Source organism: Streptomyces curacoi, from assembly GCF_001513975.1.
Classification (GTDB): Bacteria; Actinomycetota; Actinomycetes; order Streptomycetales; family Streptomycetaceae; genus Streptomyces; species Streptomyces curacoi.
Genome location: NZ_KQ947988.1, coordinates 626565 through 642061, shown reverse-complemented (window position 1 = coordinate 642061; position 15497 = coordinate 626565). Strand labels below are relative to the sequence as shown.

Annotated in this window: 12 protein-coding genes and 1 riboswitch; of the genes, 6 read left to right on the top strand and 6 right to left on the bottom strand. The window is 70.3% G+C overall.

Annotation, left to right across the window (positions count from 1 at the left end):
• Window positions 1–14: 14 nt before the first annotated feature.
• Genes nuoL through nuoN form a run of 3 tightly spaced genes read left to right on the top strand, consistent with a single transcriptional unit; the run spans window position 15 to window position 5202 of the window.
• Window positions 15–1979: an NADH-quinone oxidoreductase subunit L gene (gene nuoL, locus AQI70_RS19620; protein ID WP_062151560.1), complete on the top strand. Its 1965-nt coding sequence runs from the start codon at window positions 15–17 to the stop codon at window positions 1977–1979.
• 5 nt (window positions 1980–1984) lie between these two features.
• Window positions 1985–3556 carry an NADH-quinone oxidoreductase subunit M gene (locus tag AQI70_RS19615; protein WP_062151557.1) on the top strand — a complete coding sequence of 524 codons (1572 nt, stop codon included), beginning with the start codon at window positions 1985–1987 and terminating at the stop codon, window positions 3554–3556.
• A complete protein-coding gene (gene nuoN / locus AQI70_RS19610; RefSeq protein ID WP_062151554.1) occupies window positions 3553–5202 on the top strand; it encodes an NADH-quinone oxidoreductase subunit NuoN in 1650 nt (549 codons plus the stop codon). Before AQI70_RS19615 ends, nuoN begins: the two co-directional genes overlap by 4 nt.
• Window positions 5203–5276: 74 nt before the next feature.
• Here nuoN and AQI70_RS19605 read toward each other — a convergent pair whose 3' ends face one another.
• Window positions 5277–5879 carry a Uma2 family endonuclease gene (locus AQI70_RS19605; RefSeq protein ID WP_062151550.1) on the bottom strand — a complete coding sequence of 201 codons (603 nt, stop codon included), beginning with the start codon at window positions 5877–5879 and terminating at the stop codon, window positions 5277–5279.
• A gap of 200 nt (window positions 5880–6079) precedes the next feature.
• Here AQI70_RS19605 and recQ point away from each other — a divergent pair, with 200 nt between their 5' ends.
• Both recQ and AQI70_RS19595 read left to right on the top strand, forming a co-directional pair.
• The gene (gene recQ, locus AQI70_RS19600) at window positions 6080–8134 is read left to right on the top strand and encodes a DNA helicase RecQ (RefSeq protein WP_062151547.1); all 2055 of its coding nucleotides are present in this window, start codon (window positions 6080–6082) and stop codon (window positions 8132–8134) included.
• A 190-nt stretch (window positions 8135–8324) separates the two neighbouring features.
• Window positions 8325–9212, top strand: coding sequence for a GNAT family N-acetyltransferase (locus tag AQI70_RS19595; RefSeq protein WP_062151544.1), 888 nt, complete (start codon window positions 8325–8327; stop codon window positions 9210–9212).
• A gap of 52 nt (window positions 9213–9264) precedes the next feature.
• On the opposite strand, the gene AQI70_RS19590 is transcribed toward AQI70_RS19595, so the two are convergent.
• The 4 genes from AQI70_RS19590 to fahA all read right to left on the bottom strand — a co-directional run bounded on the left by AQI70_RS19590 (window position 9265) and on the right by fahA (window position 13016).
• Window positions 9265–10203 carry a M56 family metallopeptidase gene (locus tag AQI70_RS19590; protein WP_062151541.1) on the bottom strand — a complete coding sequence of 313 codons (939 nt, stop codon included), beginning with the start codon at window positions 10201–10203 and terminating at the stop codon, window positions 9265–9267.
• A 246-nt stretch (window positions 10204–10449) separates the two neighbouring features.
• Window positions 10450–10827: a GntR family transcriptional regulator gene (locus AQI70_RS19585; RefSeq protein ID WP_062151538.1), complete on the bottom strand. Its 378-nt coding sequence runs from the start codon at window positions 10825–10827 to the stop codon at window positions 10450–10452.
• Window positions 10824–11645, bottom strand: coding sequence for a hypothetical protein (locus tag AQI70_RS19580; RefSeq protein WP_062151535.1), 822 nt, complete (start codon window positions 11643–11645; stop codon window positions 10824–10826). Before AQI70_RS19580 ends, AQI70_RS19585 begins: the two co-directional genes overlap by 4 nt.
• 147 nt (window positions 11646–11792) lie before the next feature.
• Entirely contained in the window at window positions 11793–13016 is a 1224-nt protein-coding gene (gene fahA / locus AQI70_RS19575) for a fumarylacetoacetase (RefSeq protein ID WP_062151532.1), read from the bottom strand.
• 358 nt (window positions 13017–13374) lie between these two features.
• Here fahA and AQI70_RS19570 point away from each other — a divergent pair, with 358 nt between their 5' ends.
• The gene (locus AQI70_RS19570) at window positions 13375–14205 is read left to right on the top strand and encodes an HAD family hydrolase (RefSeq protein ID WP_062151528.1); all 831 of its coding nucleotides are present in this window, start codon (window positions 13375–13377) and stop codon (window positions 14203–14205) included.
• Window positions 14206–14211: 6 nt separating this feature from the next.
• On the opposite strand, the gene AQI70_RS19565 is transcribed toward AQI70_RS19570, so the two are convergent.
• Window positions 14212–14961, bottom strand: a complete 750-nt coding sequence (locus tag AQI70_RS19565; RefSeq protein WP_062151525.1) for a LysM peptidoglycan-binding domain-containing protein — start codon at window positions 14959–14961, stop codon at window positions 14212–14214.
• A gap of 5 nt (window positions 14962–14966) precedes the next feature.
• A riboswitch (cyclic di-AMP (ydaO/yuaA leader) is annotated at window positions 14967–15146 on the bottom strand.
• Window positions 15147–15497: the final 351 nt, after the last annotated feature.

Here is a 15497-nt window from a genome sequence, read left to right as displayed (position 1 = left end):
GGGTCGGAAGAATCGTGGAGAACCTGATTGCGCTGCTGGTCGCGGCGCCATTGCTCGGAGCGGTACTGCTGCTGTGCGGCGGCCGGCGCCTCGACGCCGTCGGCCAGTGGATCGGCACGCTCCTGTCGTTCGTCTCCTTCGTCTTCGGCGTGATCCTCTTCACCGATCTGCTGGGCAAGGACGCCGAACACCGGACCCTCACGCAGCACCTCTTCAGCTGGGTCCCGGTCGAGGGCTTCCAGGCGGACGTCGCCTTCCGCCTGGACCAGCTGTCGATGACGTTCGTGCTGCTGATCACCGGCGTCGGCTCGCTGATCCACCTGTACTCGGTCGGGTACATGGAGCACGACGAGCGGCGCCGGCGCTTCTTCGGCTATCTGAACCTGTTCCTCGCGGCGATGCTGCTGCTCGTCCTCGCCGACAACTACCTCCTGCTGTACGTCGGCTGGGAGGGCGTCGGTCTCGCCTCCTACCTGCTGATCGGTTTCTGGCAGCACAAGCCCAGCGCCGCCACCGCCGCGAAAAAGGCCTTCCTGGTCAACCGCGTCGGCGACATGGGCCTGTCGATCGCGATCATGCTGATGTTCCTCTGGTTCGGCACCTTCGCCTTCGGGCCGGTGCTCGGCACCCATGAGGAGGCGGGTCTGGCCGGTGCGGCCGGCGAGGACAAGCTCACCGCCATCGGCCTGATGCTGCTGCTCGCCGCCTGCGGCAAGTCCGCCCAGGTACCGCTGCAGTCCTGGCTCGGGGACGCGATGGAGGGCCCGACCCCGGTCTCGGCCCTCATCCACGCCGCCACGATGGTGACCGCGGGCGTCTACCTGATCGTCCGCTCCGGCGCCATCTTCAACGGCGCGCCGGACGCGCAGCTGGCGGTCACCGTGGTCGGTGCGGTCACGCTCCTCTTCGGTGCGATCGTCGGTTGCGCGAAGGACGACATCAAGAAGGCGCTGGCCGGCTCGACCATGTCGCAGATCGGCTACATGATCCTCGCCGCGGGCCTCGGCCCCATCGGCTACGTCTTCGCGATCATGCACCTGGTGACGCACGGCTTCTTCAAGGCCGGGCTCTTCCTCGGCGCCGGTTCCGTCATGCACGGCATGAACGACGAGGTCGACATGCGCAAGTACGGCGGCCTGCGCAAGTACATGCCGGTCACCTTCGTCACCTTCGGCCTCGGCTACCTCGCGATCATCGGCTTCCCCGGTCTGTCCGGCTTCTTCTCCAAGGACAAGATCATCGAGGCGGCGTTCGCCAAGGGCGGCACCGAGGGCTGGATCCTGGGCGGGTGCGCGCTGCTGGGCGCGGCCATCACGGCGTACTACATGACGCGCGTGATGCTGATGACGTTCTTCGGCGAGGAACGCTGGCGCCACGCCCCGACCCCGTCCCCGGCCGAGCCCAGCGTGGAGCCCGCCGCCGAGACGCGCGGCGAGCACGCGGAGCCGCACCCGCACGAGTCGCCCAAGGTCATGACGATCCCGATGATCGTGCTGGCCGTCGGGTCGGTGGCGGGCGGTGCGTTCTTCAGCATCGGCGACCGCTTCCTGCACTGGCTGGAGCCCATCACCGGGCACGACCACGGCCACGCGCCGATCAGCGCGATCACGGTCACGGCCGCGACCGTGGCGTGCATGGTCATCGGCGTCGCCATCGCCTACGCGCAGTACGGCCGCCGCCCGGTCCCGGTCCTCGCCCCGCGCGGCTCGCTTCTCACCCGGGCCGCCCGGCGCGACTTGCTGCAGGACGACTTCAACCACGTCGTCCTGGTACGCGGCGGCGAGCACCTCACGCGCTCCCTGGTGTACGTCGACCACACCCTGGTCGACGGCGTCGTCAACGGCACGGCGGCCTCGATGGGCGGCCTGTCCGCACGGATGCGCAGGCTGCAGAACGGCTTCGCGCGGTCGTACGCGGTCTCGATGTTCGGCGGTGCGGCGGTCCTCATCGCCGTGACCCTGCTGATGAGGGCGGTCTGATACCGATGTCCATTCCTCTGCTGACAGCGACGGCGGCGCTCCCGGCGATCGGGGCGATCGCCACGGCCGCCGTACCGGCCGCCCAGCGCACCGCCGCAAAGTGGCTGGCGCTGCTCTTCTCACTGGGCACACTCGCCCTCGCCGTCACCGTCCTGGTCCGCTTCGACCCGGACGGCGACCGCTACCAGCTCACCGAATCCCACGCCTGGATCAAGGACTTCGGGGTCCGGTACGAACTAGGCGTGGACGGCATCGCGGTGGCGCTGATCGCGCTGACGGCGCTGCTGATCCCGTTCATCGTCCTCGCGGGCTGGCACGACGCCGACCCGCTGGAGACCGGCAGCAGGCGCTGGCGGCCGACGCAGGGCTTCTTCGCCCTGATCCTGGCCGTCGAGGCGATGGTGATCCTCTCCTTCGAGGCCACCGACGTCTTCCTCTTCTACATCTTCTTCGAAGCCATGCTCATCCCGATGTACTTCCTCATCGGCGGCTTCGGGGACCGTGCCCACGAGCACGGCGAGAAGGTGGCCTCGACGCAACGGTCGTACGCGGCCGTGAAGTTCCTGCTCTACAACCTGGTCGGCGGCCTGATCATGCTGGCCGCGGTGATCGGCCTGTACGTGGTCGCCGGGAACTTCTCGCTCCAGGAGATCGTCGAGGCCCGCGCCAACGGCTCGCTGGACATGGCGACCAACACCGAGCGCTGGCTGTTCCTCGGCTTCTTCTTCGCCTTCGCGGTGAAGGCGCCGCTGTGGCCGCTGCACACCTGGCTGCCCAACGCCATGCAGGAGGCCACCGCGCCGGTCGCCGTGCTCATCACGGCGGTCGTCGACAAGGTGGGCACCTTCGCGATGCTCCGCTTCTGCCTCCAGCTGTTCCCGGAGGCGAGCCAGTGGGCGACGCCCGCCATCCTCGTCCTGGCGCTGATCAGCATCGTCTACGGTGCGCTGCTCGCGGTGGGCCAGCGGGACATGAAGCGCCTGATCGCGTACGCGTCGATCTCGCACTTCGGCTTCATCATCATGGGCATCTTCGCGATGACCAGCCAGGGCCAGTCCGGCGCGACCCTCTACATGGTCAACCACGGCATTTCCACGGCCGCGTTGATGCTGGTGGCCGGCTTCCTGATCTCCCGGCGCGGCTCGCGGCTCATCGCCGACTACGGCGGTGTCCAGAAGGTCGCGCCCGTGCTCGCCGGCACGTTCCTGATCGGCGGTCTGGCGACCCTGTCGCTGCCGGGACTGGCGCCCTTCGTCAGTGAGTTCCTGGTCCTGGTCGGCACGTTCACGCGCTACCCGGTGGTCGGCATCATCGCCACCTTCGGCATCGTGCTCGCCGCGCTCTACACCCTCGTCCTCTACCAGAGGACGATGACGGGCCCGGTGAAGCCGGAGGTCTCCGCGATGCCCGACCTCAGGGCGCGGGAACTCGTGGTCGTCGCCCCGCTGGTCGTACTGCTGATCTTCCTGGGTGTCTACCCGAAGCCCGTCACGGACATCGTCAACCCGGCGGTCAAGCAGACCATGTCCGACGTACAGAAGAAGGACCCCCAGCCCGAGGTGGAGGCCGCCAAGTGAGCGCATCAGCCGTCCACAGCCTGTGGACAACCGCGGCCGATCCGATCTCGAAGATCGACGCGCCGAAGATCGAGTACGGACAGTTGTCGCCCACCCTGATCGTCGTCGGTGCGGCGGTGGTTGGGGTGCTGATCGAGGCGGTCGTCCCGCGCAAGGCCCGCTACTACGCGCAGGTGTTCATCTCCGCCGTGGCGCTCATCGCCGCGTTCGCCGCGGTCGTGGCACTCGCGGCGGGCGGCTACGCCACGACCAAGTCGGGCATCGCCGCGATGGGCGCGATCGCCGTCGACGGACCTGCCCTCTTCCTGCAGGGCACGATCCTGCTGGCGGGGCTGGTCGGCCTGTTCACCTTCGCCGAGCGGCGCCTCGACCCGGCGGCGCACGGCAACCGGGTCGACTCCTTCGCCGCGCAGGCCGCGTCCGTGCCGGGCAGCGACAGTGAGAAGGCCGCGGTGAAGGCCGGGTTCACCACCACCGAGGTGTTCCCGCTGCTGATGTTCGCGGTCGCCGGCATGCTGGTCTTCCCGGCGGCCAACGACCTGCTGACGCTGTTCATCGCCCTGGAAGTCTTCTCGCTCCCGCTGTACCTGATGTGCGCCCTGGCCCGCCGCAAGCGGCTCATGTCGCAGGAGGCCGCGGTCAAGTACTTCCTGCTCGGAGCGTTCGCTTCCGCGTTCACCCTGTTCGGCATCGCGCTGCTGTACGGCTACTCCGGCTCCGTGTCGTACGCGACGATCGCGCAGGTCGTCGACGGCACGATCCCGGACATCACCCCGGCGCTCGCGGACACCATGGGCAACGACGCGCTGCTGCTCGTCGGCGCCGCGATGATCGTCATGGGCCTGCTGTTCAAGGTGGGCGCGGTCCCGTTCCACATGTGGACGCCGGACGTCTACCAGGGCGCGCCGACGCCGGTGACCGGGTTCATGGCGGCGGCGACGAAGGTGGCGGCGTTCGGTGCGCTGCTGCGTCTGCTCTACGTCGTCCTGCCCGGCCTGCGCTGGGACTGGCGGCCGGTCATGTGGGGCGTCGCGATCGTCACCATGCTGGGCGGCGCGATCGTCGCGATCACCCAGACCGACATCAAGCGGCTGCTGGCGTACTCGTCGATCGCGCACGCCGGTTTCATCCTCGCGGGTGTCATCGCGACCACGCCGTCCGGGGTGTCGTCCGTCCTCTTCTACCTGGGCGCGTACTCGTTCGTGACGATCGGGGCGTTCGCGGTGGTGACGCTGGTGCGGGACGCCGGCGGTGAGGCGACGCACCTGTCCAAGTGGGCAGGGCTCGGCCGCCGTTCACCGTTGGTGGCGGCCGTGTTCGCGGTGTTCCTGCTGGCCTTCGCGGGCATCCCGCTGACCTCCGGCTTCGCCGGGAAGTTCGCCGTGTTCAAGGCGGCGGCGGAGGGCGGGGCCGGCCCGCTGGTCGTGGTCGGTGTGATCTCGTCCGCGATCGCGGCGTTCTTCTACATCCGCGTCATCGTGCTGATGTTCTTCAGCGAGCCGAAGCCGGAGGGGCCGACGGTCGCCGTTCCGTCGCCGCTGACGATGACGGCGATCGGGGTCGGTGTGGCGGTCACGCTGGTGCTGGGTGTGGCTCCGCAGTACTTCCTGGATCTGGCGAGTCAGGCGGGAGTGTTCGTGCGCTGACGCGGTGCCCGGCTGTACGGCAGCGGCCCGGTTTCCCTCCGAGGGAGCCGGGCCGCTGTGACGTGCCGGGGCGGCTACTGGTCCTTGTCGCGGCGCGTCTTGATCTGAGTGAGGTCCAGGTCGATCGGAAAGGGAGCGTCCAGCTTCATTCGCTCACGGAAGATGCCCACGCTCGCGTACGCGCGGGTGGTGGGCTCCAGCTCAAAGGCGTGCACCGCCGCGCGGCCCTTCTCGTTCTCGACCCTCCAGTAGTGGGGGATCTTCGCGCGGGCGTACTTCAGCGGTTTGGTCTCGCGGTCCCGGGACACGGAGTCGGCCGAGACGACTTCGATGGCCAGGAGGACCGCCTCCGCCGGGAACCGCGTCTGCTCCGAGTCCTCCACGACGTCCCCGCTCACGACGATCACGTCCGGCTCCGGCCGGTTCTGCCGGTCGATGTCGATGGTGAACTCGCGGATGACCTCGAACTCCGCCGGGGCCAGGGACTGGAGCTGCCACTTGAAGAAATCAACCGCGCGCTCGTGAAAAAGGGTCTGCGGACTCACGAAGACCAGGCTCCCGTCGATCAGTTCCGTGTGCGGAGGTAGATTCGGGAGGCGGTCCAGGTCGTCGGCGGTCCAGCCGCCTTCCGGCGGGGTCGGCCAAGCGGGCGTGGACGCCTTCGGTGCGACGCTCATCAGTGCTCCCATGGGACGGAGTCTCGCCGGTCCACTCAGACTATCCGCCGGAAACGGGCAGGTCTGCCGCGAACGTGTGAACGACGGTCGCGTCCTTGACGCAGGGTTCGCGGAGCGGCCTGTGGATAACTCCGGGACTGTCGGTCGCGGCCCCTATCGTGGAGGCAGTGGTCGAGGGACGACGTACGGGGGACACGGCGATGGGTGCGACAGGCGGGATCAGCGAGATGCCAAGGGTGACCGAGTCGGCCGGGGCGGCCGACAGCGAGGCGCTGGCCGCGCTGCACCGGGTCTTCGGGTACGGGGCCTTCCGCGGGGAGCAGGAAGCCGTCATCGAGCATGTGGTGGCGGGCGGCGATGCCGTCGTGCTCATGCCCACCGGTGGCGGGAAGTCCCTGTGCTACCAGATTCCGTCCCTGGTCAGACCGGGTACCGGCATCGTCGTCTCGCCGCTCATCGCCCTCATGCAGGACCAGGTGGACGCGCTGCGGGCGCTCGGTGTGCGCGCCGGGTTCATGAACTCCACGCAGGACTTCGACGAGCGCCGGGTGGTGGAGGCCGAGTTCCTCGCGGGCGAGCTGGACCTGCTCTACCTGGCGCCGGAGCGGCTGCGACTCGACTCGACGCTGGACCTGCTCTCGCGAGGCAAGATCGCCGTCTTCGCGATCGACGAGGCGCACTGCGTGTCCCAGTGGGGCCACGACTTCCGGCCCGACTATCTGGCCCTGTCGCTGCTGGGCGAGCGCTGGCCGGACGTGCCGCGGATCGCGCTGACGGCGACGGCCACCCGCGCCACGCACCAGGAGATCACCCAGCGGCTGAACATGCCGACGGCCCGGCACTTCGTGGCGAGCTTCGACCGGCCCAACATCCAGTACCGGATCGTTCCGAAGGCGGACCCGAAGAAGCAGCTGCTGAGCTTTCTGCGAGAGGAGCACGCGGGCGACGCGGGCATCGTCTACTGCCTCTCGCGCAAGTCGGTGGAGGCGACGGCCGAGTTCCTGAGCCGGAACGGCATCGAGGCGGTGCCCTACCACGCGGGCCTGGACGCGGGCACGCGCGCGGCGCACCAGTCCCGGTTCCTGCGGGAGGACGGCCTGGTCGTCGTGGCGACCATCGCCTTCGGGATGGGTATCGACAAGCCCGACGTGCGGTTCGTCGCCCACCTCGACCTGCCCAAGTCGGTCGAGGGCTACTACCAGGAGACGGGCCGAGCCGGCCGCGACGGACTGCCGTCCACGGCCTGGATGGCCTACGGCCTCAACGACGTCATACAGCAGCGCAAGCTGATCCAGTCGGGCGAGGGCGACGAGGCGTTCCGGCGCCGGGCGGCCGCGCATCTGGACGCGATGCTGGCGCTGTGCGAGACGGCGCAGTGCCGACGCGGTCAGCTGCTCGCCTACTTCGGCCAGGACCCCGATCCGGTGGGCTGCGGCAACTGCGACACCTGCCTGACGCCGCCGGAGACCTGGGACGGCACGGTCGCGGCGCAGAAGGTGCTGTCGACCGTGGTGCGGCTGCAGCGGGAGCGCGGGCAGAAGTTCGGGGCGGTGCAGATCGTCGACATTCTGCTGGGGCGGCGCACCGGCAAGGTGATCCAGTTCGATCACGACCAGTTGTCCGTGTTCGGCATCGGCGAGGAGCTGAGCGAGGGCGAATGGCGCGGCGTCATCCGGCAGTTGCTCGCGCAGGGGCTGCTCGCCGTCGAGGGGGAGTACGGGACGCTCGTGCTGACGGAGGCCAGTGGCTCGGTGCTGCGGCGGGAGCGGGAGGTGCCGCTGCGCAAGGAGCCGAAGAAGCCGGTGACCTCACGGTCGGCGTCGGGGTCGGGTGCGGCGGGTTCCGCGCGCGGGGAGCGCAAGGCCAAGGCCGCGGTGGCCGAGTTGCCGGAGGAGCTGGTGCCGGCCTTCGAGGCGCTGCGGGCCTGGCGTGCCGAGCAGGCTCGGGAGCAGGGTGTCCCGGCCTATGTGATCTTCCATGACGCGACGTTGCGGGAGATCGTGACGGTGTGGCCCGAGTCGGTGCGGGAGCTCGGGGGCGTCGGCGGAGTGGGGGAGAAGAAACTGGCGACGTACGGGGCGGGGGTGTTGCAGGTGTTGGGCTCGTTGCGCGAGGCGCCCGGCGCTGAATCGGAGTCGACGGCGGCCGTCTCCGAGCCCGAGGGGGCAGGATCAGGCCCAGGGACGGACGGCTGGCCGGAGAGGGATGACTGGCCGGAGACGGACGAGGAGCCGGCGCCGGACGAGTGGGCCTAGGGACGGGAAAGCCGGTGGACAGCGCGCGGGTGGCCCCCTAGCGTTGCGCCGCACGCCCAAGATCGACGGAAGGAGGCGAGCGCCATGCGCACCACACCGTTCCCGCGCTCCCACTCCGTTGACCCGGCGTGCCTCGTCTGATTCCTGTTCGCCCGGGAGCGTCACCACCGTTCGTATCCCGGAGGAATCCATGACCGATCTGGTCATCCGTGCGCTCGACGAGCGTGACGCCCATCTCTTCGACACCCTGCCCGACCCCCTGCGCGCCGGGGAGACGCACCGGCAGGTCCGCTACCGGCCCGACTGGAAGCGGGTCGCCCTGCGCGACGGCCGTGTGGTCGCCCGGGCCGCATGGTGGGGTGGCCCCGACGACAGCGAGCCGCTTCTCGCCGAGTGGTTCGACGTCGCCGACGGCGAGGAGGCGGCCGGCGCCGAACTGCTGCGCACCGCCCCGTGGCGGGTCGGGCTGGAGATCAACCCGCCCGCCGGCTGGCGCGACGACCCCGTCCAGCGCGCGGCCGCCGAAGCCCGCTACGCCGCCGCCCGTGCGGCCGGCTTCACCCTCTTTGTCGAGCGGATCGTCTACCGTTGGACACCGCAGTGCACGCTGCCCGCCCGCCCCGGCCGTCTGGAGTTCGCCCCCGAACCCGACGACAAGGTCTTCCTCGACGCCCTGCGCCGCATCCACTCCGTCACTCTCGACGCCCATGCCCGCAAGGCCATCGCGGTGGGCGGGCTCGACCAGGCCGCCCAGGAGGCAGTCGACTTCTTCAACTGGTGCCCCTCGCCCCGCGAGTGGTGGCAGGTGGCCCGCACCCGGGAAGGAGAACTGGCGGGCATCCACATCCCGGCGCACAACCCGCAGGGGCCGTGCATCGGCTTCATCGGCGTCCTGCCCGAACACCGGGGCCACGGCTATGCCCACGACCTCCTCGCCGAGTGCACGCACTTCCTCGTGGAGCGGGGCGCCGAGTTCATCGCCGCCGCCACGGACCAGGCCAACGCACCCATGGCCGCGCACTTCGCCAAGGCGGGCTATCCCGCCGTACGCGAACGCACGCACTTCGACGCCCCGTGACAGTCCGGCCGGCCGTATGAGCGAACTGGGGTGAAGCAGGGCCCCACCGCCTTCAGCCCAACGCCGTCAAGCCCGGTGCGAACGCGATCAGTAGGGGCAGCAGGGGCACCAGCGCTGCCGCCGCCGTCGTGAGGGCCCGGTGTCTGCGGCCCAGGCGGGGTGGGGGCTGGAGGAGGCGGTCGACCCGTTCGCCGAGGAGGCGGTGGCTGGAGGCGCAGGACAGGACGCCTCGGTGCTGGTTCAGCTCGATCAGGGCCAGGGCCGTGGTCAGGTGGCCGCAGCGACGGGAGGCGGTGTCGTCGGCGGCGAGTTCCACCAGGCGGTGGGTCTGGTCGCAGAAGTGGGCGAACAGCGGGATGCGGGGGAAGCCGGTGGCGAGGGCGGTCGAGAGGTGGAGGAGCCAGTCGTGGCGGGCGCGGGCGTGGCCGCGTTCGTGGGTGAGGACGGCGTCGAGCTGGTGGCCGGTCAGCCGGTGCAGGGCGCCGGTGGTGACGATCAGCTGGGACGGGTTGCCGGGCATCCACCAGGCGTCCGGGTACTCGTCCTCCAGGACCAGCAGCGGACCGCGCGCTGCGGGCAGGCCGGCCGGCAGGTCGGGGGCACGTTCGCGCAGGTGGGCCCGGGCCTGACGGCGGCGTCGGCGCGCCTCGGCGAGTTCGCGGGCCAGCATCGCGGTCGTCCAGGCGGCACCGCAGGCCAGGAGCAGGGTCAGGGCGGTCGCCCAGGGCGGGGCGGACGAGAGGTCGTACGCCGCGGTCACCGCCGGCGGAGCGGGGGCGAAGAGCTGCGCGCGTACGGTGCCGAAGACGGCGGCGGCGCCCAGCGACAGGGCCGTCAGACAGCACAGCAGGACGGTCGCGACCAGGCACTGCCACACCCACAGCGCGACCACGGGTTCCCGCTCGGGCCACGCGGCCCGGGTCAGCGCACGCGGAACGGGCACGGCGGCCGTCAGGGCGACGATGCTCAACAGGAGCAGGCAGGCGGTCATGCCAGTGGCTCCGTATCCTGGGCTGGAGGGTGCGGGGGCGGCTGTGCTGTGCAGTGCTGTGCGGGGCGGTGGGCGATGAACACGTCACCCGCCGCCAGCCAGTATGACGGTGGCGGTCGCCGGAGTCAGCGGGAAAGAGCCGCCGAACTCGTCTCCGGGCGCCATGCCTACGCCGACACGGACATCATCCGGCTCCCCCCGGCCCCCGGCCCTCCCTGTCCCGCAGCGTCCGTACCGCCACCCCGCCTACCCTCGCAGCGCCGCCCGGACCGCCGCCTCCACCTCAGTGTCGTCCGCTCCCAGCGCACGGGCCTCCGCGGCGAACCGCCGGGCCAGTGCCACCAGTTCGGCCTGATCCGGTCGGTGGGCGCCCGCGGGGAGCGGGGCGACGCGGGTGCCCGCGCCTCGCCGCGTGCGGATCAGGGACGCTGCCTCCAGTTCGCGGTAGGCCCGTGCCACCGTTCCCGTGGCCAGCCCCAGGTCGGCGGCCAACTGCCGTACGGTCGGCAGACGTTCGCCCTCCGCGAGGCGGCCGGTGGAGATCAGGGCGGAGAGCTGGGAGCGGATCTGTTCGTACGGCGGGACCGGGCTGGTCGTGTCGACGCGCAGGCCGGCCCCGCTCATCGGCGGTCGGTCCCACCGGTGCCGGCCCGACGGCCCCGCCAGGCCGTCGCCCGCGGCGAGATGATCGTGAACAGGCACCACGGCGCTGTGAGCAGGGCGATCAGCCCCAGTGGCCACACCGTCCAGTTCCCCGCGACTCCCAGCGCGCCGTCGCACGTCGTGCTCATCAGCGCACCCGACACCATCGAGGCCACGCCGAACAGGGACGACGAGACCACCAGACCCCAGGCGGCGACGATCGCCAACGCCCGGTCCCGACGGGACTGTTCGTCGCCGGGGCGGGTCGCGATGCGCCGCAGGGACCAGCCGCAGGCGGCCGTGGCGAGGGCGAGGGAGGCCAGGATGGGAAGGCCGTAGTAGAGGCCGGGCCAGGGGCCGGCCGACTCGGTCACGCCCCGGCATGTCAGCGTGAGCGCGCGCCCCGCCCGGCCCAGGTCGTCCGGTGACGCCACCGTGGCCGCCGCCGTCAGCAGGACGACCAGTGCGGTCGCGAGGGCGAGCAGCAGGGCGGTCATGCGGGGCGGTACATAGTCGCGGACCCGGCGAGGAGTGAGTGCCGCAGTGCGTACCGCGCCCCGGCGCGGCGCGGTCAGGATGTCGCCGAGCAGCACTCCGGCCACCGCGCACAGGCCGAACACGACGATGGCGTAGAGAGTGCCCTCGCCGTTGTTCATGGGCAGCAGCCAGCGGGAGGCCAGCGCCCCGACGGCCAGGCCTGTCCAGCGGGCATAGCGGTCGACGGGTGCGCGGGATGCCGGCGCCGACGCGGACGCCGGCGCGGACGCCGAGGCGGATGTTCGTGAGCCGAGTTCGAGCATGACAGACACAGACCCCCGTGGAGATGACCCGTACGCCGACTTGGCCGTCGACGTGTACGCAGACGTGTGCGTACACATGTACATAGACCTGTACTCACCGCTTGTATCAAGCGGTGAGTACAAGATGCGGCCTCCCGGGGGCTTGTGTCAACTGCTTGATACAACCCGCCCGGTGACCTCCCCCAGCCCCACCCGGACCCCGCCGGGCCCCGGAGCCCAGGCGGACAGCGTCACCACGTCGCCGTCCTCCAGGAAGGTCCGCTTGCCGTCCGGGAGTTCGAGAGGGTCCCGGCCGTTCCACGTCAGCTCCAGCAGCGAGCCGCGCTCCCGTTCCGTCGGGCCGCTCACCGTGCCCGAGCCGTACAGGTCGCCGGTGCGGAGCGAGGCGCCGTTCACGGTCATGTGGGCGAGTTGCTGGGCGGCGGTCCAGTACATGGTCGAGAAGGGGGGCTCGGAGACCACGTGGCCGTTGATGGCCACGGAGATCCGCAGGTCGTAGCCGCCGGGTTCCGTTCCGGAGCCGGAGTCGTCCAGATACGGCAGCAGCGGGTGCGTGCGCTCCGGCGGTGCCACCCGGGCCTCGTCCAGGGCGTCCAGCGGGGTGATCCACGCCGACACCGACGTGGCGAAGGACTTGCCGAGGAAGGGGCCGAGGGGGACGTACTCCCAGGCCTGGATGTCGCGTGCCGACCAGTCGTTCAGCAGGCACAGCCCGAAGACGTGCTCCCGGAAGTCGCCCAGTGCCACCGGCTCGCCCATCCGCGACGGTACGCCGACCACGAAGCCGACCTCTGCCTCGATGTCCAGGCGGACCGACGGGCCGAAGACCGGCGCCGGATCAGCGGGGGCCTTGCGCTGCCCGGACGGACGTACGACGTCCGTGCCGGACACGACCACCGTGCCCGAGCGGCCGTGGTAACCGATCGGCAGATGCTTCCAGTTGGGGGTCAGGGAGTCCGCCGCGTCGGGGCGGAAGATCTGGCCGACGTTCCGGGCGTGGTTCTCGGAGGCGTAGAAGTCGACGTAGTCCGCGACCTCGAAGGGGAGGTGCAGGGTCACTGCGGACAGCGGATGGAAGAGGTCCGCGACGGCCTCCTGGTGCGCCGGCACCGTCACCCACGCCGTCAGGGCGCGCCGTACGTCCGACCAGGCGGTGCGGCCCGCGGCGAGCAGCGGGTTCAGGGAGCCCTGGGCGAGCAGCGGGGCGTACGGCGAGCCGAGCGCGTAGGCGGCCTTGCCCACATCGAGGACGTGGTCGCCGAGGCGGACGCCGACCCGGCGTGCGGGGTCCGAGCCGGGGAGGGAGAAGACGCCGTACGGAAGGTTGTGCGTGCCGAAGGGGTCGCCCTCGGGCAGATCGAAGGGGGGCATGGGGTGCTGCCTCACTCTCATACGCTCCGTATGCCATGTGGTCGGGCCACACGTTACGGGTGAGTCGCCGGTCTTGGGCAGTACGGAGGCCGCGTCGCCGAGTCGGCGAACGGGCAGGTCGTCGCACCTGGACGGCACAGGGCGGCCGGCCCTGGGGGACGAAGTCGCCGACCACTTCGACGAGAAGGAGCTGTCGGCGCTCGCGCGGGCACCACGTGGGGGTGAAATCACCACAGCCCGAGGGAAGTTGCGGGGACGCGGACTGAACGGGAACCGGAACAGGTGTCAACACATGTGAACACAGCAGCCGTCCGGTTCACGTCGAGTCGATGAGGCGTCCTGTCCGTATTCTCTGATCATGGCCGCACCCATCGCATATTCACTCATCGCCACTGACCTGGACGGAACGCTGCTCCGAGGCGACGACACGCTCTCCGACCGGTCCCTCGACGCGCTCGCGCAGGTGGCGGCGGCCGGAGCCCAGCACCTCGTCGTGACGGGACGGCCGGCGCCCAGAGTGCGGCCGCTCCTCGACGCCCTGGGCAGCAGGGGGCTTGCGGTGTGCGGGCAGGGCGCGCAGTTGTACGACGTCGGCGCGGACCGGCTGCTGTGGTCCGTCACCTTGGACCGGGAGCTCGCGGAGACCGCGCTCGGCAAGATCGAGGCCGAGGTCGGGCAGGTGTACGCGGCCGTCGACCAGGACGGCGTCGACGGGCTCACGCTCATCGAACCCGGGTACTTGATGCCCCACCCGACCCTGCCCGCCGTACGCGTCCAGCACCGCGACGACCTGTGGTGCGAGCCGATCAGCAAGGTGCTGCTGCGCCATCCCACCCTCTCCGACGACGAGTTGGCGGCGACGGCGCGCGCTGTGGTGGAGTCGCTCGCGACGGTCACCATGTCGGGGCCCGGCACCGTCGAACTCCAGCCATGCGGCATCACCAAGGCGACCGGTCTCGCGCTCGCCGCCGACCATCTCGGTCTCGGCGCGCACGAGACCATCGCCTTCGGTGACATGCCCAATGACATCCCCATGTTCGACTGGGCCGCCCGCGGTGTCGCGATGGCCAACGCCCATCCCGAACTCAAGGCGGTCGCCGACGAGATCACCCTCTCCAACGAGGACGACGGCATCGCCGTCGTCCTCGAGAGGCTCTTCGCGGGGAGTCTCGCGGATCTCGCCCAGTAGGGGCCGTCAGTAGGGGCCGTTCACGTTGTCGATCGAGCCGTAGCGCGCGGCCGCGTAGTTGCACGCGGCCGTGATGTTCGCGACCGGGTCGAAGGGGTCGTACAGCGTCCCCGGCACGTGGTAGGCCGCGAAGGTCGGGTCGATGACCTGGAGGAGGCCCTTGGACGGGGTGCCCGCGGCGGCGTTGGAGTCCCAGTTGTTGATGGCGGCCGGATTGCCCGACGACTCACGCATGACGTTGCGGTAAATGCCGTCGTACGACCCGGGAATTCCGTTCTGCGCCATGATGTCCAGCGCCTCGCGGATCCAGCCGTCGAGGTTGTTCGCGTACGTCTTGGCGGAGGCCTGGGTGGCGCGGGCGACGGACTGGGTGGACTTCTTGGCGGTCGTGGAGGCCTTGCTCGGCGTGCTCGCCTTCTTGGTCGTCCTGACCGTCAGCTCCAGGCCCGGGTGGATCAGCCGCGGGTCGTCACCGATGGTCTTGCGGTTGTCCTTGTAGAGCTGCCGCCAGCCGCCCGGTGTGTCGTACTTGTCCGCAATGTCATAGAGCGTATCGCCCTTGACCGTCTTGTACGTGATGGACTTGTCCTGCGCTGCGGCCTGCGCGGCGGAGGCGGGAGCCTGGGCCGGCTGTGCGGCGCTCGCGGTGGTCGCGCTCAGGAGCGGGAGGGCGAGTGCGGCGGTGCCGGTGCCGGCTGCGACGACGCGGCGGGTGAGCGGGTTGGTGCGGGGGCGGCGGTGTTTGCCTCGGGGCATGGCGCTGTTCCTCTCCGGCGCCTGCGAGGTGAGCTGTCGGGTTCGGGCGGGAGATGCCCGGCCGCGCCGCCGTACGACGGTGCGACTTCACCCCTAGCCGGCCCGGTGCGCCATCAAGGCGTCCGGTTCGGCGACTTACCTGGTTCCCCCGCTCCTGCCGTGCGGTGCTTCGGTCGTCGGATGGCTCGGGCGGCGGCAGGATTCGGCGTCCGCCCGACTCGGCGGGAACGTATGCGAGAGCACATGCCCGGAACAAGGGTCATGGCCACCGGGCACGCTGTTGACCATGGTTCGGCACGTATGTGTTGCTTGATCCTTTGCGGTTGCCAAGTTTCAACTGGCGTTCGGGGCAAGGGGGAATGCCGGTGCGGCGGGTTGGGTGGGCGAGCGGGGGTGCGTGACCCAATTCACTGGCATCCGCAAGTGCGGCAAATCGGGCAATGACTCCAACTCGCCGTTAATGGTCCGCCCGTTGAGTCCGTTTGTCCCAAGTGCTGTGGAAAAGTGGCTCTTCGTCCTTCATTCGGGCGGGGTGG